At 65.3% G+C, this 22,045-nt stretch carries 23 protein-coding genes; 18 read left to right on the forward strand and 5 right to left on the reverse strand.

The window, feature by feature from the left end:
• Positions 1 to 85 precede the first annotated feature (85 nt).
• Complete coding sequence (locus tag B2246_RS01205) at positions 86 to 760, reverse strand: hypothetical protein (RefSeq protein ID WP_011871451.1); 675 nt, start codon at positions 758 to 760, stop codon at positions 86 to 88.
• A gap of 104 nt (positions 761 to 864) precedes the next feature.
• Between B2246_RS01205 and B2246_RS01210 the strand changes: the two genes are divergently transcribed.
• The 17 genes from B2246_RS01210 to B2246_RS01290 all read left to right on the forward strand — a co-directional run bounded on the left by B2246_RS01210 (position 865) and on the right by B2246_RS01290 (position 15,947).
• On the forward strand, positions 865 to 1,767 hold the full coding sequence (locus B2246_RS01210) for a bacteriophage abortive infection AbiH family protein (protein WP_017514686.1): 903 nt from the start codon (positions 865 to 867) through the stop codon (positions 1,765 to 1,767).
• Between the two features lie 136 nt (positions 1,768 to 1,903).
• Positions 1,904 to 2,284: an RAQPRD family integrative conjugative element protein gene (locus tag B2246_RS01215; RefSeq protein ID WP_009876602.1), complete on the forward strand. Its 381-nt coding sequence runs from the start codon at positions 1,904 to 1,906 to the stop codon at positions 2,282 to 2,284.
• The gene (locus B2246_RS01220) at positions 2,281 to 2,514 is read left to right on the forward strand and encodes a TIGR03758 family integrating conjugative element protein (RefSeq protein ID WP_009876603.1); all 234 of its coding nucleotides are present in this window, start codon (positions 2,281 to 2,283) and stop codon (positions 2,512 to 2,514) included. The genes B2246_RS01215 and B2246_RS01220 overlap by 4 nt, the downstream gene beginning before the upstream one ends.
• A gap of 16 nt (positions 2,515 to 2,530) precedes the next feature.
• Positions 2,531 to 2,890 carry a TIGR03745 family integrating conjugative element membrane protein gene (locus tag B2246_RS01225; RefSeq protein ID WP_009876604.1) on the forward strand — a complete coding sequence of 120 codons (360 nt, stop codon included), beginning with the start codon at positions 2,531 to 2,533 and terminating at the stop codon, positions 2,888 to 2,890.
• A 12-nt stretch (positions 2,891 to 2,902) separates the two neighbouring features.
• Entirely contained in the window at positions 2,903 to 3,313 is a 411-nt protein-coding gene (locus B2246_RS01230) for a TIGR03750 family conjugal transfer protein (protein ID WP_003158639.1), read from the forward strand.
• Positions 3,310 to 3,999 carry a PFL_4703 family integrating conjugative element protein gene (locus tag B2246_RS01235; protein WP_009876605.1) on the forward strand — a complete coding sequence of 230 codons (690 nt, stop codon included), beginning with the start codon at positions 3,310 to 3,312 and terminating at the stop codon, positions 3,997 to 3,999. Before B2246_RS01230 ends, B2246_RS01235 begins: the two co-directional genes overlap by 4 nt.
• Positions 3,996 to 4,913: a TIGR03749 family integrating conjugative element protein gene (locus tag B2246_RS01240; protein WP_009876606.1), complete on the forward strand. Its 918-nt coding sequence runs from the start codon at positions 3,996 to 3,998 to the stop codon at positions 4,911 to 4,913. Before B2246_RS01235 ends, B2246_RS01240 begins: the two co-directional genes overlap by 4 nt.
• On the forward strand, positions 4,903 to 6,333 hold the full coding sequence (locus B2246_RS01245) for a TIGR03752 family integrating conjugative element protein (RefSeq protein WP_011871453.1): 1,431 nt from the start codon (positions 4,903 to 4,905) through the stop codon (positions 6,331 to 6,333). Before B2246_RS01240 ends, B2246_RS01245 begins: the two co-directional genes overlap by 11 nt.
• Positions 6,314 to 6,754 carry a TIGR03751 family conjugal transfer lipoprotein gene (locus tag B2246_RS01250; protein ID WP_003158644.1) on the forward strand — a complete coding sequence of 147 codons (441 nt, stop codon included), beginning with the start codon at positions 6,314 to 6,316 and terminating at the stop codon, positions 6,752 to 6,754. The genes B2246_RS01245 and B2246_RS01250 overlap by 20 nt, the downstream gene beginning before the upstream one ends.
• A complete protein-coding gene (locus tag B2246_RS01255) occupies positions 6,754 to 9,645 on the forward strand; it encodes a conjugative transfer ATPase (protein ID WP_286962382.1) in 2,892 nt (963 codons plus the stop codon). The genes B2246_RS01250 and B2246_RS01255 overlap by 1 nt, the downstream gene beginning before the upstream one ends.
• Before the next feature lie 13 nt (positions 9,646 to 9,658).
• Positions 9,659 to 10,423 carry a DsbA family protein gene (locus tag B2246_RS01260; RefSeq protein ID WP_011871455.1) on the forward strand — a complete coding sequence of 255 codons (765 nt, stop codon included), beginning with the start codon at positions 9,659 to 9,661 and terminating at the stop codon, positions 10,421 to 10,423.
• Positions 10,424 to 10,607: 184 nt separating this feature from the next.
• Positions 10,608 to 11,102 carry a JAB domain-containing protein gene (locus tag B2246_RS01265; protein ID WP_009876611.1) on the forward strand — a complete coding sequence of 165 codons (495 nt, stop codon included), beginning with the start codon at positions 10,608 to 10,610 and terminating at the stop codon, positions 11,100 to 11,102.
• A 158-nt stretch (positions 11,103 to 11,260) separates the two neighbouring features.
• Positions 11,261 to 11,707, forward strand: a complete 447-nt coding sequence (locus B2246_RS01270) for a TIGR03757 family integrating conjugative element protein (protein WP_011871456.1) — start codon at positions 11,261 to 11,263, stop codon at positions 11,705 to 11,707.
• Positions 11,704 to 12,651, forward strand: a complete 948-nt coding sequence (locus B2246_RS01275) for a TIGR03756 family integrating conjugative element protein (protein WP_009876613.1) — start codon at positions 11,704 to 11,706, stop codon at positions 12,649 to 12,651. The genes B2246_RS01270 and B2246_RS01275 overlap by 4 nt, the downstream gene beginning before the upstream one ends.
• Positions 12,652 to 12,720: 69 nt before the next feature.
• The gene (locus B2246_RS01280) at positions 12,721 to 14,058 is read left to right on the forward strand and encodes an integrating conjugative element protein (RefSeq protein WP_009876614.1); all 1,338 of its coding nucleotides are present in this window, start codon (positions 12,721 to 12,723) and stop codon (positions 14,056 to 14,058) included.
• A complete protein-coding gene (locus B2246_RS01285) occupies positions 14,055 to 14,414 on the forward strand; it encodes a hypothetical protein (RefSeq protein WP_009876615.1) in 360 nt (119 codons plus the stop codon). Before B2246_RS01280 ends, B2246_RS01285 begins: the two co-directional genes overlap by 4 nt.
• A gap of 15 nt (positions 14,415 to 14,429) precedes the next feature.
• Positions 14,430 to 15,947 carry a conjugal transfer protein TraG N-terminal domain-containing protein gene (locus B2246_RS01290; RefSeq protein WP_009876616.1) on the forward strand — a complete coding sequence of 506 codons (1,518 nt, stop codon included), beginning with the start codon at positions 14,430 to 14,432 and terminating at the stop codon, positions 15,945 to 15,947.
• Positions 15,948 to 15,960: 13 nt separating this feature from the next.
• On the opposite strand, the gene B2246_RS01295 is transcribed toward B2246_RS01290, so the two are convergent.
• The 3 genes from B2246_RS01295 to B2246_RS01305 are packed head-to-tail and all read right to left on the reverse strand — an operon-like array spanning position 15,961 to position 17,141.
• Complete coding sequence (locus B2246_RS01295; protein ID WP_011871459.1) at positions 15,961 to 16,338, reverse strand: DUF3742 family protein; 378 nt, start codon at positions 16,336 to 16,338, stop codon at positions 15,961 to 15,963.
• A gap of 27 nt (positions 16,339 to 16,365) precedes the next feature.
• On the reverse strand, positions 16,366 to 16,824 hold the full coding sequence (locus B2246_RS01300; RefSeq protein ID WP_009876618.1) for a type II toxin-antitoxin system YhaV family toxin: 459 nt from the start codon (positions 16,822 to 16,824) through the stop codon (positions 16,366 to 16,368).
• Positions 16,824 to 17,141 carry a type II toxin-antitoxin system PrlF family antitoxin gene (locus B2246_RS01305; protein WP_009876619.1) on the reverse strand — a complete coding sequence of 106 codons (318 nt, stop codon included), beginning with the start codon at positions 17,139 to 17,141 and terminating at the stop codon, positions 16,824 to 16,826. Before B2246_RS01305 ends, B2246_RS01300 begins: the two co-directional genes overlap by 1 nt.
• Before the next feature lie 305 nt (positions 17,142 to 17,446).
• Between B2246_RS01305 and mobH the strand changes: the two genes are divergently transcribed.
• On the forward strand, positions 17,447 to 19,291 hold the full coding sequence (mobH, locus tag B2246_RS01310) for a MobH family relaxase (RefSeq protein WP_009876620.1): 1,845 nt from the start codon (positions 17,447 to 17,449) through the stop codon (positions 19,289 to 19,291).
• A gap of 80 nt (positions 19,292 to 19,371) precedes the next feature.
• Here the strand turns inward: mobH and B2246_RS01315 are convergent, their stop codons facing one another.
• On the reverse strand, positions 19,372 to 22,023 hold the full coding sequence (locus tag B2246_RS01315; RefSeq protein WP_020924950.1) for an excinuclease ABC subunit UvrA: 2,652 nt from the start codon (positions 22,021 to 22,023) through the stop codon (positions 19,372 to 19,374).
• Positions 22,024 to 22,045: the final 22 nt, after the last annotated feature.

Genomic DNA, 22,045 nt, shown 5'->3' on the forward strand with positions numbered 1-22,045 from the left:
ACCGACGTCGTTGTGCGAAGGCTCAGACGCGGCCGAGGATGGTTCACTAGGTGGCTCGCCATCGGCGGGCAGATTGGCGCATCGCTTAGTCATGGGTCATTTCAAGAATTTCATCCACAGCGGCCGCAATGACACGGTCCGGTGCCGAAGCGAGTAGATCCTGGGGACGATTTCCACCCAGGAAGCTGTTTTCGGAGCGGAACCAATAAGCCATGCCCCAGCCGTCTTTGTGTCCTTCGAAGGTTTCAATCACTTTGGCCAGCGATTTCAGTGGACGGAAACCAGCGTCACGATCCAGCCCGTAGTCCGGAAAGTAATCGATGCCACCGTGGTTGATAGCGAAGATTTGGCGTTGCTTCTTCCACTTATTGGGCTGAGCGCTCGGGTTCCGGGTGCTCAGTTCCGCGAGTTGTGCGATGTTCGCGGCGGTCAACCAGTCTCCACTTTCCAACACCGCCTTACGCGCCTGCACCAGCAGGCTCGCTTCCTTGAGCAGCCGGGGCGACAGCGGATTGCGCGGCACGAGCATTTCTGCCAGCCGTTCGAGCGATTCGCGGTCCTGACGTTCAAGCAGCACCTCGAACATGGATGAAGCGACGTTGGTGAAGTTTTCCGCCAATGCCGCGAAAACACTGGGCTTGATGTGGTCGAACGCCACCACCAGCACGTGGTCAGCCTGCGACCGAGCGAGTTGAGCCTGAATCTCTTTGGGCGTACCCACAAGGGTCGACACGCCGAGACGGTCTGCAACGACGCTCATGACTGACTCCTCAAATGGGTTATTTACGCTATTTGATATTACTATATCGACCATAACCTTCAATGCCCAGACACTTCGGATTCTTGGGACCTAAGGAGCACACCGTGCACCCCACCACGCTTTATGTAGTCGGCAATGGATTCGACCTGTGGCACGGCATTCCATCGGGCCTCGGACAGTTCAAGGAGTATGTCCTGGCCACAGACCGGGACATTCATCGCGAGGTCGAGGACTACCTTCCAGCCGGAGACGACTGGTGCGACTTGGAATTAGCCCTGGCTGAACTGGATGCCGATATGCTGGTCGACAACTTGGGGCACTTCATGGGGGCCTATGGTGCCGAGGACTGGAGTGATTCAGGGCACCACGACTTTCAGTACGAGGTGGGGAACGTCGTCGAGCGACTGTCCAAGGGGCTTCGGACGCGCTTTGCCGAATGGATCCGAGACTTGCCCATCCCGACACACGACACCGCCCCGCGACGGCTTGCGACGCTGGATCCACAGGCGCTGTTCCTGACCTTCAACTACACGAGCACGTTGGACACTCTCTATGGCATCGATCTGGCACGTGTTCTGCACATCCACGGCCGATCCGATGCGGCAGACGATGAGTTGGTCTTGGGCCACGCCTGGAATCCCCAATCCCGCCCCTCGCTCAACGACCGTCCGGATATCGAGGAGATCGATACCCGGGTGGCTGAAGCCAACGACATCATCGACGACTACTTCTCAGCCACCTTCAAGCGTTCCGAGGAACTGATCGCCCAGCATAGGACGTTTTTTCAGGCGTTGGGAGCCATCCAGAAGGTCGTCGTGCTTGGCCACTCTCTGTCCCCCGTGGATGCGATCTACTTCCAGGCGCTCCTTCAGCAGCCCAGCGTTGCCGCGGCGCGATGGACAGTCGCATGCCGCAGCAAACAAGAGTGGCCTGATAAGGAACAACGGCTCGTCGCCCTGGGTTTGTGGCCGGGTGCTGGACAGCCATCTTCTTGGGACGCACTGTAGAACAAAGCGTCGTTCGCTCCTGTATTTGCGGATCGCTGCGCACCTAATCCGGTCGGCCCCAGTTCCTATTGTTTGTGGCCTAAAGCAGCCCTGATCTCCACGATCAAGCCATTGCTGATTTCACAGGAATGGCGCGATGTTGGCTCCGATCTGGCTGCGCGCCGCGCATCGCGGCGTGCCCACTTTTCTCGTGACGGCCCTCCTGCTGGGCCAGTCCCCGATGGCGTTGGCCGAGCCCCCCACGCAGCGCCAGGAACTGGTCGCGGCGCTGCGCCAGCTCGACGCGCTGGAGCGCACCGTCGCCGACAGCGCCGCGCATGCCCCCATCCAGCCGGGAGAGCGCTACCACTTCGATTACCCGCGGCTGCTGGCTGACCTAGCGCGCGTGCGCGCCGGTATCCAGGCCCACCTCTCACCTTCGCGTGCCCAGCCGCGCGACCCCTCCGAACTGGCCGGCGACTACCGCACTGAGCGGGCCGTCGAGCCATCGCCGACGACCGCGGAGGTCAAGCCATGAACGGCGCCCAGGTCTCGGCATTTCAAGCCAACAGCGGCATCGCGCCTTCCGCGATGGCGACCGTCTTGGTCGGCGTCGTGTTCGCGGTCCTGCTCGTCTGGGGCGTCTGGGCCATCCGAACGGCCTACGTGGGGTGGTCCGAGAGCCACCTCAACCAGCGCCAGTTCCTCGGCGTCTGCATCCGCTTCGTCGCGATGTACCTCGTCCTGAGTTTCTTCCTCCTCTCCTGACCTGAAAGGCCTGACCATGCAAAACCGCATCCTCACTTCCCGTTTTGTCCAGCGCGCCACCGTGGCTCTGGGCGCCGCCGCGCTGCCCGCGCTGTCGTTCGCGCAGGGGTTGCCGCAACTGGAGAACCCGACCCGCGGCACGGGCAACGGCATCATGGAAACGATCAGGAACTACGGCTACGACATCATCATGCTCGTGGCCCTGCTGGTTGTGGCGTCGATGTTCATTGGCGTGTGCTACCACGCCTACGGCACCTACGCGGAAATCCACACTGGTCGCAAAACCTGGGGCCAATTCGGCCTCACGGTCGCCATCGGCGCGGTGCTGCTCGTGATCGGCATCTGGCTGCTCACCGAAGCCACCGGCATCCTGTAAGGCGAGGCCGGTATGTCCGAGCAGCAGCACGTCCGTGCTGACGGGACGGTCACGTTCCTTCCGCACCGGCTCAACCGCCATCCCGTTGTCGTGCGCGGCCTCACCGCCGACGAGCTGTGGATCTGCTGCGGCCTGTCCGGCGCCGCCGGCCTGCTGGTCGGTGCGCCGCTGTCCTGGGTGTTCCGCACGATCGCGCTCGCGCCCACGTTCGTCGTGCTGGGCGTGGCCTTCGGCGTGTTCATCGGGGGCGGCATCCTGCGTCGCCTCAAGCGTGGGCGTCCCGACACCTGGCTGTATCGGCAACTCCAGTGGCGCATCGCCACGCGCTATCCGCTGGTGGCGGGCTGGGTGGGCGGCCATGTGCTGATCTCACGCTCCGGCTTCTGGACCACCCGAAGGTCTGCTGCAAGGGGGGCACGATGAGCCGCTTCAAGAACGAGATCACCCATCTGCAGGCGCACATCAAGACGCTTCGCCTGGGTGCTGGCGCGCTGGTCATCGTCGCCCTGGTCATGGGCGGCGGCTGGTGGAGCGCTCCGCGCGACCTGACCATCCACGTCCCGCCTGATCTGCGCTCCGGCAGTACCCGCAAGTGGTGGGAAGTGCCGCCCGAATCGGTCTATGCGTTCACGTTCTACGTGTTTCAGACCCTCAACCGCTGGCCGACGAATGGCGAAGAGGACTATGCGCGTAATCTCCACACGCTCTCGCCGTACCTCACCCCATCCTGCCAGGCCTTCCTGCGGGCGGACTACGACTATCGCCGCTCCACGGGCGAGCTGCGTCAGCGCGTGCGCGGCATCTACGAAATCCCCGGTCGCGGCTACGGTGACGACCCCACGGCGCGCGTGCGCGTGGTGTCCGACCGCGACTGGGTGGTGACGCTGGACATCACCGCAGACGAGTACTACGGGGCGGAACAAGTCAAGCGGGCTTTGGTGCGCTACCCCGTGAAAGTCACGCGGGTGGACATCGATCCCGCTCGCAATCCGTTTGGCCTGGCGCTCGACTGCTACGAGGGTGCGCCCCAGCGCATCAGCACACCGGAGCCGTCGCGCCCGGCACCTGGCGGCCTGTCTCCGCAAGCGCCTCAAGGAGAAACCCCATGAAGCACCTTGTACTCGCACTGCTGGGGCTGCTGGCCGTCGCCTCGGCTCCTTTTGCCCAGGCCGTGGAGATCCTTCGCTGGGAACGCATGCCCCTGGCCGTGCCCCTGCGTGTCGGGCAGGAGCGCGTCGTGTTTATCAACCGGAACGTCCGCGTGGGCGTGCCCGCGGGCGTCGGCGAGCGCTTGCGGGTGCAGAGTGCGGGCGGCGCGGTGTACCTGCGCGCGAGCGAGCCGATCGAGCCCACACGGCTGCAATTGCAGGATGCCGACACGGGCGCGCTGATTCTGCTCGATATCGCGGCCGAGCCGGCCAAGGACGGCGAAGCCGAGTTGGAGCCGGTGCGCATCGTCGAGGGCGACAGCGCCCCGACGCGCTATGGCGATCAAGCCGACGGAGCAGACGACGCCCCGGCGCGCGCCCAGGACCAGGCAGGCGCGCGGGCAGCGCGGCGTGAAACCCCGGTTCCGGTCGTGCTGACGCGCTTCGCCGCGCAGAACCTCTACGCACCGCTGCGCACCGTGGAGCCGCTGCCGGGCGTCATGCGGGTGAACCTGCGCCGCGATCTCGACCTCGGCACGCTGGTGCCGACGCTGCCGGTGCGCGCAGTTGCGCTCGCCTCGTGGCGTCTGGAAGACCAGTGGGTCACAGCCGTGCGCCTCACCAATAGCAGCGGCGGCTGGATCACCCTGGACCCGCGCGTGTTGCAGGGCGATTTCCTCACCGCCACCTTCCAGCACGAAGCACTCGGCCCGCGCGGGACGCCAGAGGACACGACCGTCCTGTACTTGGTGACGCGGGGGCACGGCCTCGCGCAATCGCTGCTGCCGGCGATCAACCGCTTCGACCCAGCCGTGCATCTGCCGCAGCCCGAAGCCGAGGCCACCGACGACAAGGAGGCCCGCCATGCGCAGTAACGGACTCCTGAAGTGGTTAATGATCCCCGTGGCCCTGCTGGTGCTGTTCGTCGCCATCCGGCTGTTTTCGGGTGGAGGCTCGTCGGCGCCGCCCGCTGCGGATGCCGGCGCCAAGCTCACGCCGGAGGAGATGAAGGCGCTGGGCATCGAGGGCGATACCCCCCGCGATACCGTGGCGACGCTCGTGGCGCAAGTGAAGCAGTTGCGCACCGAACTGCAGACGGCGCTGTCCGACAACAAGTCCCAGCGCGAAGAGAACCAGCGCCTGCGCCAACGCGAGAACTCGATCGACCAGCGCATCAATTCGGCGCTGGAGACCGAGCGCTCCAACCTGCGCCGCGACCAGCAGCAGGCAGCCAGCGAACGCCAGCAGACCGAGGGACTGCTCGCCGACCTGCAGCGGCGCCTGGAAGGCATCGGCGGGCGCGGCGGCGGCCACGCCGATCTACCCGTGGGCCTGGGGCTGCGTAACGGCGACGAGGCAGGCATGGAAGGCGGCGTGCGCTGGGTCGAGCCGGACGACGCGAAGCCCGCTGATGGGCGTAACGGCAGTCGCGGCACGGGTGGCGGCATGAGCTTTCCGACGAGCTTCGGCCCCGCGCAGAGCACGCTGGAAACCACGGCACAAACCGTGGCGAACGCGGGCGCCCGCGCCGCAGGCGTCAAGAGCGCCAAGCCGGTCTATACGGTGCCGACCAACTCGACGCTGATGGGATCGGTGGCAATGACGGCGCTGATCGGCCGCGTGCCGATCGACGGTACGGTCAACGATCCGTATCCGTTCAAAGTCCTGGTCGGTCCCGACAATCTCACGGCAAACGGTATCGACATTCCCGACGTGGCGGGCGCCGTGTTTTCCGGCACGGCCTCGGGCGACTGGACGCTCTCTTGCGTGCGCGGCCAGGTGCGCAGCATCACCTTTGTGTTCCATGACGGGACCATTCGGACGATTCCCGAAGACCGCGACGGCAACCAGCAGAACAACCAGCAGCAGAACTCTCAAAGTGGGGGCCTGGGCTGGATCAGCGATCCCTATGGCATTCCCTGCGTCAGCGGAGAGCGGCGCAGCAACGCCCAGCAGTACCTCGGTTCGCAGGCGCTGATCACCGCGGCGGGTGCTGGCGTGGCCTCGCTCATCGACAGCGACAGCGGTCAGATGTCCTACGTGGGCGCAGACGGTTCCATCGGCAGCGTCGGCATTTCCAGCAACGAGGCCGTAGGTCGCATCCTGGCCGGTGGCGTGCGCGACATGGCCGATTGGGTGAACAAGTTGTACGGCCAGGCCTTCGCCGCCGTCTATGTCCAACCCGGCGCAAAGGTCGCCGTCCACCTCGAAAAGCCGCTCGCCATCGATTTCGATCCCGAAGGTCGCAAGGTCGATCACCGTGCAGGAGAAAGCCATGCTCTCGAACTTGAATAAGGGCCTGGCGCTGGCCCTTGCCGTCGCGGTGCTCGGCGGCTGCGCCACCAGCAAGGAAAAGCTGCTGCCCCACGGCGACAGCACGATGATGGACATCTGGCAGCAGAACGCCGGTGACGGCGGCGGTGGCGCCGGCCAGGTGGCACGCAGGCAATTGCTCGACGCGCGCCAGAGCCTGCGCCGGCCGCTGACCGAGATGGATGTACAGGCCGCGCCCGCCGAGCAGATGCGCTACACGCGCACAGCGCGCAACGAGGTCTATCGCCAGTTCCAGCGCCTGCCGAATCCCGACCTGGTGATGTACGTGTACCCGCACCTGGCAGGCACGGACCCGGTGCCCGTGCCGGGCTATACGACGGTTTTTCCCTTGTACCAGCGCGTGCAGTACGCCATGCCGGGCGAGCGCGTGGAGGACTACTGATGCGCTGGAAACTCCCCTGGCACAAGTCGGCCGCGCCGAAGCTGGCCGCATCCGGCGCAGGCGATGACGAGCGGCCGGAGGGCTGGCAACGCCACGTCGAGGCCTTGCGCCAGGCCGGCATCCCAGAACCCGGCACGGCGGTCCATGGCCGCAGGCCGGCGACCGTGGCCGACGAGCAGGCGCTGTACGACGTCGCGCCGTCGTTCGCGGAATTCCTGCCCTGGGTGGAGTTCCTGCCCGATTCGAAGTCCATGCTGCTGGAAGACGGGCAATCGGTCGCGGCATTCTACGAGCTGGTGCCGCTGGGCACCGAGGGCCGGGAACCCGGCTGGCTCGCGCATGCCCGCGACGCCTTGGAGAACGCGCTCCAGGACTCGTTCGATGAACTGGACGAGAACCCCTGGGTACTCCAGCTCTACGCCCAGGACGAACCCAGCTTCGACCAGTACATGCAGACCCTGCGCGACTACGTGCAGCCGCGCGCCCGCAATACGGCTTTCACCGAGTTCTACCTTCGCTTCTTCGGACACCACCTGCGCGCGGTAGCGAAGCCGGGCGGGCTGTTCGAGGACACGGTGGTCACGCGGCTGCGTTGGCGCGGCCAGACGCGGCGCGTGCGCATGGTCGTCTATCGCCGGGCCACCGGGCAGGCGAGCCGCCGCGGCCAGACGCCCGAGCAGATGCTGGGCATCGTCTGTGATCGCCTGTGTGGCGGGCTGGCGAACGCCGGCATCCAGGCCCGGCGCATGGTCGCGGCCGACGTCCATGACTGGCTACTGCGGTGGTTTAACCCGCGTCCCACGCTGCTCGGCCCTGGGGTCGAGGACCGCGAACGCTTCTATGCGCTGGCGCGCTATCCGGACAGTACCGAGGAAAGCGAGGCCGGCGAGATCGAGCTGGCGAGCGGGCGGGATTTCAGCCAGCGGCTGTTCTTTGGGCAGCCGCGCTCGGACGTGGCGCAAGGGGCCTGGTACTTCGACGGCATGCCGCACCGCGTGCTGATCACCGACCGGCTGCGCATGCCGCCCGGCACCGGGCACCTGACCGGCGAGACCCGCAAGGGGGACGCGATCAACACGCTGTTCGACCAGATGCCCGAGGACACCTTGATGTGTCTCACCATGGTGGCCACGCCGCAGGACGTCCTCGAATCGGACCTCAACCATCTGGCGAAGAAAGCTGTGGGCGAGACGCTGGCGTCGGAGCAGACGCTCAAGGACGTGCATGAAGCCCGCTCCCTGATCGGCAGCGCGCACAAGCTCTACCGGGGCACTCTGGCGTTCTACCTACGCGGGCGCGACGAGGCGGAACTGGATCGGCGCGGCCTGGACCTCGCGAACGTGATGCTCAACGCCGGCCTGCAGCCGGTGCGCGAGGACGACGAGGTGGCGCCGCTCAACAGCTACCTGCGCTGGCTGCCGTGCTGCTACAACCCCGGCAAGGACCGGCGCCGGTGGTACACGCAACTGATGTTCGCCCAGCACGCGGCGAACCTGTCGCCAGTATGGGGCCGCGCCCAGGGCACGGGGCATCCCGGCATCACGATGTTCAATCGCGGCGGCGGCCCGATTACGTTCGACCCCTTGAACAGGTTGGATCGGCAGATGAATGCCCATCTGTTTCTATTTGGCCCCACCGGCTCGGGGAAGTCCGCCACGCTCAACAACCTGCTGAACCAGGTGACGGCCATCTACCGGCCGCGGCTTTTCATCGTGGAAGCCGGCAACAGCTTCGGCCTGTTCAGCGACTTCGCCAGGCGCCTGGGCCTGACCGTGAACCGGGTCAAGCTGGCCCCCGGATCGGGCATCAGCCTGGCGCCGTTCGCCGACGCACGCCGGCTGATCGAAACGCCCAGCGACGTACAGACGCTCGATGCCGACGCGCTGGACGAAGACCTGCCCCCCGATGCCTCGGCCATGGAAGCGGACGAGCAGCGCGACGTGCTGGGCGAACTGGAGATCACAGCGCGGCTGATGATCACGGGCGGCGAAGACAAGGAAGAAGCGCGGATGACGCGGGCCGACCGCTCGCTGATCCGCCAGTGCATCCTCGACGCCGCCGAGCATTGCGTGGCCGAGAAGCGCACGGTGCTCACGCGCGACGTGCGCAACGCGCTGCGCGAGCGCGGCCAGGACCCAACGCTGCCAGAGATGCGGCGCGTGCGGCTGCTGGAGATGGCAGATGCCATGGACATGTTCTGTCAAGGCACCGATGGCGAAATGTTCGACCGCGACGGCACGCCGTGGCCCGAGGCCGACATCACCCTGGTCGATCTGGCGACCTATGCCCGCGAAGGCTACAACGCGCAGCTTTCCATCGCCTACATCAGCCTGATCAGCACGGTGAACAACATCGCCGAGCGCGACCAGTACCTGGGCCGCCCGATCGTCAACGTGACCGATGAAGGGCACATCATCACCAAGAACCCGCTGCTCGCGCCCTACGTCGTGAAGATCACGAAGATGTGGCGCAAGTTGGGTGCCTGGTTTTGGCTCGCGACGCAGAATATCGACGATCTGCCGCGCGCCGCGGAACCCATGCTCAACATGATCGAGTGGTGGATCTGCCTGTCGATGCCGCCGGACGAGGTAGAGAAGATCGCCCGGTTCCGCGAACTCTCGCCCGCGCAGAAAGCGCTGATGCTTTCGGCGCGCAAAGAGGCGGGGAAATTCACCGAGGGCGTCATCCTCTCCAAGAGCATGGAAGTGCTGTTCCGCGCCGTGCCGCCAAGTCTCTACCTCGCGCTCGCGCAAACCGAACCCGAAGAGAAGGCAGAGCGCTACCAGCTCATGCAGCAATACGGCTGCACCGAGCTGGAAGCAGCTTTCAAGGTCGCCGAGAAGATCGACCAGGCACGCGGCATCGAGTCGCCGGCCTTGGAACTGTCGTAAGCCGGAGAACACCATGGAGCAGAAGCGTCCTTCCATTCCGATACAAGTCCAGGCGTTCCGCCGTCGCCACAGGCGGCCCCGCTGGCCTTGGGCCTTGACTGCTGCGCTGGTCGCGCTGCTGCTGATCTGGCTCGTGTCCCGGTCGCCCGGCGAATCCTCATCGCAGTCGCCCACGCCGGCTAGCACGGCGCAGATGGCCGGGCCGCCCTGGAAAATGGGCAACCCCGAGGGCCGTTTCACACTGACGCTCTATGCCGATCTGGAATGTCCGTTCTGCCGGGAGTACTTCCCGCAGCTCAAGCGCTGGGTCGGCAGCAACGCCGACGTGACCCTGCAATGGCATCACCAGCCGCTGGCTGCGCACGAGCCGGCCGCGTTGGCCGAGGCGCGTCTGGTCGAGTGCGTCGCCGAAGCCGGCGGGCATGCTGCCTTCTGGCGAGCCGTCGAGTGGGTCTATGCCCACACGCGCAGCGACGGCCTGGGACTGCCCGATGGCCTGCGCTACCCCGAATCGACGCCGGCCGTCGAGCAGTGCATGGCAAGCGAGCGGGTCGACGCGGCCATCCGCGCCCAGGCCGCGGAAGCCACGAAAAGCGGCGTGACGGCCACGCCGTCGCTGCGCCTGCTCGATCGCCAGACGGGTCAGTCCATCCTGCTGCAGGGACCGATCGAAGGCGATGCCTTGCTGTCGGCCATGGACATGCTGTCCGCTGATGAACCACCCGCCACACCCGCCACCGAAATGCCTGCCGACGTTGTCGGCGACATGCCCAGGTAGCCCGCGGTCCTTGAGGCTACGGCGCAGTCTTCTGCGCTGACCGCTCCCCGTTCGCTCCGCATCCTGGCCGCGAACAATCACCTCTGCGTGGTGGTGGATGCACCTTGTTCCGTTGTTCTCATCCCCAGGAGGGCTTGCCCTCCCAGGGCGTGCGCCCTCTGATCTCATCATCCGGAGGTTCGCCATGTCTCTCGTCGTCAATGACTCCTGCGTGGAGTCGCTTTCCGCTGTCGCAGCCCAGCGTGAGGACTGGATCATCCAGCAGGCTATCGCGCTGCTGGAGAGACGGATCTTCAAAGTCGGACCGTGCCTCAGCCGACCGGCCGCCGTGCGGGACTACCTGCGTCTAAAACTGGTCGCTGAGCCCAACGAGGTATTCGCAATCGTTTTCCTGGACAGCATGCACCAAGTGTTGGCCTACGAGCCGATGTTCAGGGGCACGATCAATTCGACTGCGGTCTATCCCCGTGTCGTCGTGCAGCGTGTATTGGAGCTGAAAGCCGCCGCAGTGGTCTTCGCGCACCAGCACCCCTCGGGTGTCACTGAGCCGTCGAGCGCCGATCGTGCGCTGACCCAGCAACTGCAGGCAGCGCTGGCGCTGATCGATGTTCGGGTACTGGATCACATCATCGTTGGCCAGGGGATTCCGTACTCCTTCGCGGAGCACAGCTTGCTGTAGCGCATCGTTCATTGATCACAACGGGGGCTTCGGCCTCCGTTTCTTCCTTGCCCCGAAGCAAGCAGGTATGCGGGGTGTCCGCGATGCGCATTGTTTGTGGGGGCTGCACCGGATTCGGCGTTTGACTATGGCCCTGATCAACTTCCGGGGCACGTGTCATGCCAGCATCTTTTCCCAGGTTCGCGCCAAGCTGGCGAGCCCTTGGCCTGGCCGTTGCACTGCCGGTGTCCTTGGGTGTCTTTAGTCCGGCCACATTCGCTGCCGATGTGCTGGTCATCACCGACAGCCGCCATCCGGTCAAGACCATGGGCGGCGAGCGGCTGATCGAGCTGGACGAAGCGCACCGGATCGAAGCGGAGCTTTCTGCGGAACTGCCCGCCGAACCCGAGCAGGCGACCGCCATCGTCAAGCGCCGACTGAACAGCGGCGGCACCGATCTCCAACGCCGCATCGCTTCCGCCTACCAGGGCGTCACCGACGCGTGGAGCCTGGGCATCACCAGCATCCCGGCCGTCGTGGTGGATCAACGCTACGTCGTCTATGGCGAACCGGATGTGGCCCGCGCAGTCGCTCGCATCGAGCAGCACTGGAGGGCCCAGCCGTGACCCGCCCATTCGACCTGATGCGCCGCCTGCGTGCTGGCGTGGCGTCCGTTCTGCTGCTCAGCGCCACGGGCAGCTACGCGCTCAACACCGCAACCATCGTCGGCTCGGTGGCATCGCCAGACTGCCTCGAATACCGCGTCGTCGGGATCTGCTACTGGCTCTACTGCACCTGGACGGGCTGTACGGTACGCACGTCCATCAAGGTCCGCCACTACATCCCCGATGCGATCGTCTCCAGCTACAGCAACACCGGCGAAAACCCCTGGATCGAAGTCCGGCCGATGAGCACGCCCAACCCATCCGCCCAAACCGGCGGGGACGGAACGACGAACGAGGACCACGAAAACAACCTCGCCAAGTTCAAGAACGCGGACGTCATCGGGCACCCGGGCGTCGAGGTGTTCAACCAGTTCGTGTCGTCCTCGGGCTACTTCTGCGAGGGTGCGGGCACGGCGTTCATGCCGTACTTGCTCGGCACCCTGGACACGCTGGCCTGGCGCTACAACGTGCCCGAGATGGCCTACCCGGAGGCGCTAATTCCCGGCATGCGTGAGGTCGGTGCACGCACCACGATGAACCTCTGGGGCAACGTGTATCCCCGCGGGGGTTTCCTGCACCAGACCGACGACCACAAGGCCAGTGCAGTGGTGGCCCAGCGCGCAGGCGATGTCGTCACGCGCCGGGGACAGATCCACGTTTATCAGCCGCTGCTCGCCAACTCCCGCGATGGCTACTGGCCGGCTGGCGCGCTCATGGAGAGCGATGCCTCGACGGGCAAGTGGCAGGAACTCACGCCAGTCCTGTCCTCGTCCTGCTCGGTCTTCCCGCGCAGCGGCGCCCTGACACAGGCCCGGCAAGGCGATTACGCCTGGGCGCTGTGGCGGCCCTATGCGTGCTGCGAACGCCGGGGCCAGGTGTTTCTCGGCAGCGTCGATTTCCTCTGAGGTGGTGCCATGAAGTTCCGTCCTGCATTCAATCCGTTCTCCCGCCGGGTACGTCGCACGAGGATCGTCATGGCGGTGGCCGGTGCGCTCGCGCTGACGAGCGGTGTGGCCTGGAGCCAACTGGGCTACCAGACCGGCGGCAGTGTCATCGGCGATGACGTCATGTACTCGATCGGCGGCGGAAACGCCGTGTCGATGGGACGTGCGGCTGGCATGCGCTCTCTCGGGGTCGGCGTGGGCTGGAACAGCAACTTGATCTGCGGTGACATGAGCATCCAGACCACGTTGAAGAATCAGCTCAACGGCGTCACCAACGGCTTCCAGCAAATCATGTCATCGGTGATCCAAAGCGCCACCAGCGCGGTGGCGTCGTTGCCGGCACTGATCATTCAGCGGGCCGATCCCGGCCTCTACAACCTGCTCACCAATGGCGTGTTGCAGGCACGGCTCGATTTCGACCGCTCCAAGCTGACGTGCCGTGCCATGGCGGAGAGGATGGCCGAGACGGCGGGCGGGCAGCTCGGCTGGAGCCAGATGGCAGAAGGCTTGGCGCTGCGCGATGCGGTGTCGAGCACGGATGCGGTCTCGGCCGTCGAGCAGGCCGAGACGCGCCGCGGCAATGACGGTGTGCCGTGGGTCGGGGGCAGCAACGCGGGAGGCTCCGGCCAGCCCGCGATCAAGGTCGTCGGCGATGTCACCCGCGCCGGCTACAACCTGGTCAACGGCCGCGGCGTGACCGATACATCGTCCATCGCACCGACCAGTTGCAGCAGTCTCTCGTGCCAGACCTGGACCTCGCCGCAGGCCGCCGTCGAGTGGGCCACGCGCGTACTCGGCGAGAAGGAACAGCGCACTTGCGATGCCTGCACCAAGACCGAGACGACGCCCGGCGTAGGGCTGACGCCGTTGATCCAAGAAGAATACGACGCCAAGCTGCAGGCGCTCCAGGATCTGGTGTCCAAGGCGAAGAACACGACGCCCGAGAACCTGCGCGAGGCTGGCAGTGCATCGCTGCCCATCACCCGCGGCGTGATCGAGGCGCTGCGTGACGAGCCGGACCAGCACCTGCTGTCGCAGCGCCTGGCGTCCGAGGTCGCGCTGTCCTCCGTGCTGGAGAAGGCGCTGTTGCTACAGCGCACGCTGCTCACGGGCAAGAAAGAGCCCAACGTCGCGGCCAACGAGCTTGCGGTGGAGGCCGTGAACAAGGAGAGCGATACGCTCGACCGCGAGATCCAGAACCTCAAAACGGAACTGGAACTGCGCCGCGAGCTGGCCAACAACTCGCCGATGGCCATCATTCAGCGCCATAGCACGCGCGCTTCGGGTTCGCGCGGCATCTACGAGGGCGATCCGGTGCCCGACCGTCTCGACCAACTCCAGAAGGGCAATCCGGGAGGTCGGCCATGAGCGAGGCTCGCATGACTTGGCGTCCACTACGCTGGCTGTTCAGCCGGCACGCGGCGAAAACCCTGCTATGGCTTGTGCTGGTCGTGGCCGCCGCCGTAGGGGCCAACGTCGCGGGCATCTACCTGGTCGGCAGTGTCGCGGCCTGGGAGCGGTGGCTGGCGGCGTCCGCAGGGTATTTCTTCATCTGGCGACTGTGCCTGTACGGCGGTACGGCCTATGGATGGGTCTGGATGCGCCGTCGGCTGCTGGCCCGCGAAGACAGCACGCAGGCGCGACGTCGGCTGATCCGCGCAGAGGTCGCCGGCGTCCTTGCCATTGTGGCGCTCGAAGCCAGCCTGTTGATGCAGGCCGCTTGAGGGGAGATCGAGGCAATGACGCTTTTCACGACCGACTACCTGGAGTACTACCTCACCCTCGTGTCCTGGATCGTCAACAACGGCATCTGGGCCGTGCTGGTGTCCAGCGGGGTGTTTGCGCTGCCCTTTGTGGCGATCGTCATCCAGGAATGGCTCAAGGCCAGAGCGGAGGGCGCCGACGAAGGCAACAAGGGCGTGCTCTCGGCGGCGCGCATCGAGAACCGAGTATTTGTGGCCATCGTGGTCGTGATGTTCGCCGGCATTCCGTTCATCGACGTCGACCTCAGCACTATCCAGTACGACAGCTCGCGCTCGGCGCAGTGCCAGGTCAGCGTGCCGCAGCCCGCGCAAACTGGCTGGTCGCAGTCCTTCAGCACCATCAACAACCAGTCGGCGAAGGTTCCGGTCTGGTGGGCTTTCATGCACGCGCTTTCGCGCGCCGTCACGAGCGCCTCGGTGGCTGCGATCCCGTGCGGCACGGATCTGCGGCAGATGCGGATGGAGATCGATGCCACACGCATCGACGACCCGGTGCTGGCCCAAGAAGTGGCGGATTTCACGCACGATTGCTATGGACCGGCTCGCGCCAAATTGTTCATGGCGCGGCCGGAGCTGGACGAAACGCAGATGAACGATGTGACCTGGATCGGTTCGAGGTTTTTCACGGACACGGGCGGTTACTACGACAGCTACCGCTCTAGCACGGCGCGCGAGGCATGGCCCTATGACGACACCCGCGACGCTGGGCTTGCGCAGGTTGCCAATGGTGGCGGCTACCCGACCTGCAGGCAGTGGTGGTCCGACGGCAGTAACGGACTGCGCGCGCGGCTGCTGGGGCAAGTGGACCCAAGCCTGCTGAATCGCCTGGCGGGCTGGGCTGGATTCCTGAGCCGGGCCGAGGTGGACGACTCCGTGATCCGCGCCATCGCGTCACCGCGGCAGCAGAAATTGAACCAAGGCAGCGTCTATACGGACTACGGCGGTCAGATCGACAAGACATTGCCCAATGTCGTCAACCGTGCCACCAGCGATGTTGGCTTGGCGGTTGGGGCTCTCGCCGCCTTCCCGGCAATGGACGTAGTGCGCCAAGCACTGCCCATGGTGCTCGCGCTGCTCAAGATGGCGCTCGTGATCTGCATTCCGCTAGTGCTGGTCGTGGGCACCTATGACCTGAAGATGGTCGTCACCGTCAGCACCGTCCAGTTCGCGCTGTTCTTCACGGACTTCTGGTTTCAGCTCGCACGCTGGATCGACAGCACCATCCTCGATGCGCTCTACGGGTGGGGCTTTGGCTGGAACCGGCCGCATACCAACTTCGACCCGCTGGTGGGGCTGAACAATGCCTTCGGCGACATGCTTTTGATGTTCGTCACCGGCACGATGTTCTTGGTCCTGCCGACTTTCTGGGTGGCAGCGCTTGGGTGGGTCGGAGTAAAAGCCGGGGTAATCGCTCAGAACCTGGCTGTCGGTTCCAAGGAAGCACGCGACAGCGCGGGATCAGGCGTAAACAAGGTTACCGGCAAGGTGCTTTGATCGGTCGCCCATTTCAGTCGTTGAACGGATCGTTCGGGTCGTGCGGGTCGATCCGCTGACCGCTGGACGAATACAGGCCAAAGCCTGCCTCGCCGTTTCGCAGTTCGTCCGGTTGCGTCCAGCGATCATCATTGACCGTCGAATTGCTGGCCGTCCATGCTGCGGCAACCCCAACCAGAAGCACCAACGCCAGCCAGAACGCGGCGTAGAACAGCAATCCCAGCGCGACCAGCTTCACTACCCATACGAGCACGGTGGCCCCGGCAAGCGGCATCCCCTTGGAGGCGAGCCAACACGACAACCTTCGCTCGCCGCGCGCATAGGCGCGCCATCCACGGCCAACGCTGCGGCCGAGGCGTTCTGCGGTGCTGATGCGGGTTGTCGTGTTCATGGTCGTCTCCTGCTACATGAGGAATGCCTATTCCAGTTTGCTCCAATCCTGCTTGCTTGCCTGCACCAATACGTTCCAATCGTCTGGTGGATTTCCACGTCCGAGCATTTTCTCGAACACGGCATAGGGATCTGACTTGCTCCCCGAAGACCGCAAGGTCTGCTCATCATTGACCCAGGCGTACACGATGACCTTGGCCTTCGAGTCGTACCGGAAGAACAACCGGAACCGCCTTCCGATCTTGGCCCTTCGCCAGTGCCGGTGGGCCAGCCCCAGGGTGTTGCCCTGGCGGTACTCGTCGCGTGCCGGATCACCGGGCACCACATCTAATATCAACTGGTTCAAGGCCCGGAAGAGCTTGACGTTGGCGTTGGACTCGAAGCCCTCCGGGTCGTTCTCCTGCGCGCGCCGTGCGGCTGCGTGCAGCTTCTGCAACTGCTCGATCACACAGTCGTGGAACAGCAATGCCCAGCCATGCCGTTGCATCAGAGTTCCACTTCGCCGTCGATTTCCTCGTCCAGCTTCACGCCGTGACCCGCTTGCTCCAGCATGGCGCGAGTTAGATCCTCGGGCAGACCATGGACGTTCCGGCCCGCCTCGATGTCGCGGGCCAGCAGACTCAGGAACGCACCGATGGCGGGGTCCTCGTGCTCGGCGTCGGCACGGGTCACGACGACTTCTCCGTCACGCAGGTCGAACGCAACCTTGCCGCCGGCATCGACACCGAGCGCCTGCCGGATGGGCTTGGGCAGCGTGATCTGGCCTTTGGAGGTCAGCGTGGCAACTTCATGAATGGCAGGCATGGCCGTTCTCCTAATAGCGATGCCCTGATGGTAAGGAATATTCCTTACCATGTCAATATGGGGTCTCATGGCGTCCTCCCGAGTCCAAGAATCGGCCCATCGTAGGGCGGGAACACCAAGCCTTCACGCATCAATCCGGCCCGCCGAACCTCGCATTGGCCGTGGACGGTCAATGCCCCACGCCCTATACCCAAATGGTTAAAGGCTAAAGGGCCGAAAGGGCAAGGGAATGGGGTGCAAGGGGAAAGGCCCTACCTCGAAAAGGCGAAAAGGCCCCCCGCTCGGCCCACCACCAGGACACCCGCATGCTCTTTCTGTTCCAGCGGAAACGACCTCCGGTCGCTGCCGCTCCGTCGCCAGCGCCCGCCCTCGATCTCCCGAAAGGGCTGCTGCGGCCCGAGTCGGCCGCATCGCTGCTGGCCACGCCGCGCCGGCAGAAGCTGCTGGAATACATCTGGCAGCGCACCTCCCTCTCGCGCAAGCAGTTCGTCACCCTGTACCGCACGCCGCTGGAACGATATGCCGAGCTGGTCCAGCAATTTCCCGCTTCCGAAAGCCACCATCACGCTTACCCGGGCGGCATGCTCGACCACGGCCTGGAAATCGTCGCCTACAGCCTGAAGCTGCGCCAGTCCCATCTGCTGCCCATCGGTGCCAGCCCCGAGGACCAGGCGGCGCAGTCCGAGGCCTGGACCGCCGCCGTCGCCTACGCGGCACTACTGCACGACATCGGCAAGATCGCTGTCGATCTGCACGTCGAACTCGCCGACGGCAACACCTGGCATCCCTGGCACGGGCCGCTGCTCCAGCCGTACCGCTTCCGCTATCGTGAGGATCGTGAATACCGCTTGCATAGTGCTGCAACAGGTCTGCTCTACCGCCAACTGCTCGATCGGCACGTCTTGGACTGGCTCAGTGGCTACCCGGCGCTATGGGCCCCGCTGCTCTACGTCTTGGCCGGACAGTACGAGCATGCCGGGGTCCTGGGCGAGCTTGTCGTGCAGGCTGATCGCGCTTCTGTGGCTCAGGAGCTGGGTGGTGATCCGGCCCGCGTCATGGCAGCACCCAAGCACGCACTGCAACGCAAGCTGCTCGACGGGCTGCGTTATCTGCTCAAGGAAGAGTTGAAGCTGAACCAGCCGGAAGCCTCCGATGGCTGGCTCACCGAGGATGGTTTGTGGCTGGTGAGCAAGACGGTTTCGGACAAACTGCGCGCACACCTCCTGTCTCAGGGGATCGATGGCATTCCTGCGAACAACACCGCCGTGTTCAACGTGCTGCAAGACCACGGCATGCTCCAGCCCACCTCGGACGGCAAAGCGGTCTGGCGCGCGACCGTGACCAGCACGACCGGCTGGTCCCATTCGTTCACCCTGTTGCGTCTCGCTCCCGCGCTGATCTGGGAGTCTGGCGAGCGACCAGCACCTTTCGCGGGCACGGTAGAGATCGACGCGACGCCCGCGGAAAACGACGCCTGCATGTCGGCTCCCGCGCCTACCGTCTCGGTGAACCCAGCGCAGGGAGGTCAAGAGCCTCCGATTTGGGAGGGCGACAGCACCACCATCGTTTCACCGCCCGCAGCCCAGCCCGTGCCCGACGTCATGGAGGATTTGCTCGCGATGGTGGGCTTGGGTGAGTCGGCCGGCGTTGGCCAGGATGCCGAGGAGTTCCTCCACACCCCCGCGCCAGCAACAGCCGCGACGTCCATTCCATCGCCTGCACCTGCACCCGCGCCTACGCCTGGGTCATCGGCAACGAAGCCATCCGGGGAACAGTTCATGGTTTGGCTGAAGCAGGGAATCGCCTCACGACGGCTCATCATCAACGACGCGAAGGCACTCGTGCATACGGTGAATGAGACGGCCTACCTGGTCAGCCCGGGTGTGTTCCAACGCTATGCGCAGGAGCATCCCGAAGTGGCCGCACTCGCCAAGCAGGAGAATCAACAGGATTGGCAGTGGGTGCAGAAGCGCTTCGAGAAGCTGCAGCTACATCGAAAGCAGCCCAATGGCCTGAACATTTGGACCTGTGAAGTCACGGGCCCGAGGAAGTCCCGCCGACTGCATGGCTACCTCCTCGAAGATGGGTCCTTGGCACTCGCCGAAATACCGCCCAACAATCCCTATCTTGCTCTGACTCAGGAAGGATGACGCGATTCGGGCATTGATCGCCACCGTCGTGTGGCGACGATCAATGCCCCGCGAAAATTGGCAACATTTGGCGAACTGAGCTACTCGGCCCGCGCCAACTCCTGTGCAAGGAACGGAGCGGTTCTGCTGCCAGACGTTCGGGCCACCTGCTGAGGGGAGCCCGCCACCACGATGCTGCCGCCGGCAGCGCCTGCACCAGGCCCCACGTCGATCACCCAATCGGCCTGGGCCACCGCGCGCATATCGTGTTCGATCATCACTACGGTATTGCCGGCATCGACCAGGCGCTGCAACTGCACCAGCAGCCGGTCGGCGTCCGACGCATGCAGCCCGGTAGTCGGCTCGTCGAGCACGTACAGGCTTCGGCCGCGCTGGCTGCGCTGAAGCTCGGTCGCCAGCTTGATGCGCTGCGCCTCGCCACCGGAAAGCTCAGTGGCTGGTTGTCCCAGGCGCAGATAGCCCAGTCCGATGTCGCGCAGCAGTTGCAGGGGCCTTGCCACCGCGTCTTCACCCGCGAAGAATTCGCTGGCCTCGTCCACGGTCATCTGCAGCACCTCGGCGATGTTGCGCCCGTTCCACTGCACCTTCAGCGTGGCCTCGTTGTAGCGCGCGCCATGGCAGGTCGGGCACGGCGCGTACACGCTGGGCATGAACAGCAGTTCCACGCTAACGAAACCCTCGCCCTCGCAAGTCTCGCAGCGCCCCTTGGCGACGTTGAACGAGAACCGTCCGGCATCATAGCGGCGGCGTCGAGCATCGGGCGTGGCAGCGAACAGCTTGCGCACATGGTCGAACAGGCCCGTGTAGGTGGCCAGGTTCGACCGCGGCGTGCGCCCGATCGGTTTCTGGTCCACCTGCACCAGACGCTGTACGGCGTCCACGTCGCCCGCCAGATGGCCGCCGGTCGCTTCGATCACTGCCGGCCCTTCGCTGGTGGCGCTTTCGGCTACATCGTCTTCCGGCTCGTGGCCCAGGTGCAGCAGCACCAGCTCCGGCAGGGCCTGCGCGACGAGGCTGGACTTGCCCGAGCCGGAGATGCCGGTGACGGCCGTCAGCACGCCCAGCGGAATGCGCGCATTCACGCCATGCAGGTTGTGGCGGTGAATGTCCTGCAGCTCCAGCCAGCCGGTCGCTTCGCGTGCCCGGCTTCCCGGCGCGGGGATCTCATCGAACAGGTAGCGTGCAGTACGCGATTCGGCAATCTTGCGCAGGCCATCCGGCTCGCCGCTGTAGAGCACGCGGCCGCCACGCTCCCCAGCATCCGGCCCGACATCCACCAGCCATTGCGCGCGGCGCATCAGGTCCAAGTCGTGCTCCACCACGAACACCGAGTTGCCGGCGTCGCGCAGCCGGTCGAGCGCGTCGTACAGGGCCTGGCTATCGGAGGGGTGCAGGCCCGCGGAGGGCTCGTCGAGCACGTACACGACACCGAACAGCAGGGAACTCAATTGCGTGGCCAGCCGCAGGCGCTGCAACTCGCCGGCCGAAAGCGTCGGCGTGGCCCGGTCCAGCGTCAGGTAGCCCAGGCCCAGCCCACGCAGTTGGCGCAGGCGTGCCATCACGCCACCGGCCAGGCGCTGCGCGGCGAGGCGCTTTTCTTCCGATAGCGCCGAGGTGCGGCGCACGTCGGGCGATACCGCATGGACGGCGCGGCCGGAGGCCGCGCGTTCGGCACGGTCGCGTCGGGTCGCTTCCTTGTCCGTAGCCGCCCCCGCTGCATGGGCGCGGAAATCGCCCTGGGCGATGGGTTCGAGCAAGGCCGCCAACTGGTCCAGCGGCATCTGCATGAACGCGCCGATGTCCACGCCGGCGAAGGTGACCGACAGCGCCTCGGGCTTGAGCCGCTTGCCGTGGCAGGTGGGGCACGGTTTGCCCTCCATGAACCGGGACACGCGCTTTCTCATCAACGCGCTCTGGGTGTTGGCAAAGGTGTGCAGCACGTAGCGCCTGGCGCCGGTGAAGGTGCCCATGTAGCTCGGCTCCATCTTGCGCTTGAGCGCGGCGCGGGTTTCGGCGGGCGTGAAGCCGGCGTACACCGGCACCGTCGGTGTTTCCTCGGTGAACAGAATCCAGTCGCGATCCTTCTTCGGCAGGTCCTTCCACGGTCGGTCAACGTCGTAGCCCATGCTGACCAGGATGTCGCGCAGGTTCTGGCCTTGCCAGGCGGGGGGCCAGGAGGCGATCGCCCGCTCGCGGATGCTCAGGGAGGGATCGGGCACCATGATGGCCTCGGTCACCTCGTACACATGGCCCAGGCCGTAGCAGGTCGGGCACGCTCCCTGCGGCGTGTTGGGCGAAAAATCCTCGGCGTACAGCATCGGCTGGTTGGCCGGATAGGCGCCGGCGCGCGAATACATCATCCGCACCAGGCTGGACAAGGTGGTCACACTGCCCACGGAGGAACGCGCGTTGCTGGAGCCCCGCTGCTGCTGCAGCGCCACCGCCGGCGGCAGGCCGTCGATCGCATCGACGTCCGGCACGCCGGCCTGCTCGATCAGTCGCCGCGCATAGGGGGCCACCGACTCGAAGTAGCGTCGCTGGGCCTCGGCATAGATGGTGCCGAAGGCCAGCGAGGACTTGCCGGAGCCGGAGACACCCGAGAACACCACCAGCGCGTTACGCGGGATGGAGACGTCCACCTCCTTGAGGTTGTTCTCGCGCGCACCGCGCACTTCCACCATGCCGCTGGCCGCAGCGGTACAAGAGGATTCACCGAAAGAATTGTTTGGCAAGTTTTTATCCTGTAGTTCGTCC

The organism is Cupriavidus sp. UBA2010 (genome assembly GCF_002335265.1).
Lineage (GTDB): Bacteria > Pseudomonadota > Gammaproteobacteria > Burkholderiales > Burkholderiaceae > Cupriavidus > Cupriavidus metallidurans.

Coding starts and splice junctions, on each gene's coding strand:
- B2246_RS01290 (WP_009876616.1), top strand. CDS start 14,430: ATGACGCTTTTCACGACCGACTACCTGGAGTACTACCTCACCCTCGTG.
- B2246_RS01255 (WP_286962382.1), top strand. CDS start 6,754: ATGCGCTGGAAACTCCCCTGGCACAAGTCGGCCGCGCCGAAGCTGGCC.
- B2246_RS01240 (WP_009876606.1), top strand. CDS start 3,996: ATGAAGCACCTTGTACTCGCACTGCTGGGGCTGCTGGCCGTCGCCTCG.
- B2246_RS01260 (WP_011871455.1), top strand. CDS start 9,659: ATGGAGCAGAAGCGTCCTTCCATTCCGATACAAGTCCAGGCGTTCCGC.
- B2246_RS01285 (WP_009876615.1), top strand. CDS start 14,055: ATGAGCGAGGCTCGCATGACTTGGCGTCCACTACGCTGGCTGTTCAGC.
- B2246_RS01250 (WP_003158644.1), top strand. CDS start 6,314: ATGCTCTCGAACTTGAATAAGGGCCTGGCGCTGGCCCTTGCCGTCGCG.
- B2246_RS01295 (WP_011871459.1), bottom strand. CDS start 16,338: ATGAACACGACAACCCGCATCAGCACCGCAGAACGCCTCGGCCGCAGC.
- B2246_RS01215 (WP_009876602.1), top strand. CDS start 1,904: ATGTTGGCTCCGATCTGGCTGCGCGCCGCGCATCGCGGCGTGCCCACT.
- B2246_RS01245 (WP_011871453.1), top strand. CDS start 4,903: ATGCGCAGTAACGGACTCCTGAAGTGGTTAATGATCCCCGTGGCCCTG.
- B2246_RS01205 (WP_011871451.1), bottom strand. CDS start 760: ATGAGCGTCGTTGCAGACCGTCTCGGCGTGTCGACCCTTGTGGGTACG.
- B2246_RS01220 (WP_009876603.1), top strand. CDS start 2,281: ATGAACGGCGCCCAGGTCTCGGCATTTCAAGCCAACAGCGGCATCGCG.
- B2246_RS01305 (WP_009876619.1), bottom strand. CDS start 17,141: ATGCCTGCCATTCATGAAGTTGCCACGCTGACCTCCAAAGGCCAGATC.
- B2246_RS01300 (WP_009876618.1), bottom strand. CDS start 16,824: ATGCAACGGCATGGCTGGGCATTGCTGTTCCACGACTGTGTGATCGAG.
- B2246_RS01280 (WP_009876614.1), top strand. CDS start 12,721: ATGGCGGTGGCCGGTGCGCTCGCGCTGACGAGCGGTGTGGCCTGGAGC.
- B2246_RS01265 (WP_009876611.1), top strand. CDS start 10,608: ATGTCTCTCGTCGTCAATGACTCCTGCGTGGAGTCGCTTTCCGCTGTC.
- mobH (WP_009876620.1), top strand. CDS start 17,447: ATGCTCTTTCTGTTCCAGCGGAAACGACCTCCGGTCGCTGCCGCTCCG.
- B2246_RS01225 (WP_009876604.1), top strand. CDS start 2,531: ATGCAAAACCGCATCCTCACTTCCCGTTTTGTCCAGCGCGCCACCGTG.
- B2246_RS01235 (WP_009876605.1), top strand. CDS start 3,310: ATGAGCCGCTTCAAGAACGAGATCACCCATCTGCAGGCGCACATCAAG.
- B2246_RS01230 (WP_003158639.1), top strand. CDS start 2,903: ATGTCCGAGCAGCAGCACGTCCGTGCTGACGGGACGGTCACGTTCCTT.
- B2246_RS01270 (WP_011871456.1), top strand. CDS start 11,261: ATGCCAGCATCTTTTCCCAGGTTCGCGCCAAGCTGGCGAGCCCTTGGC.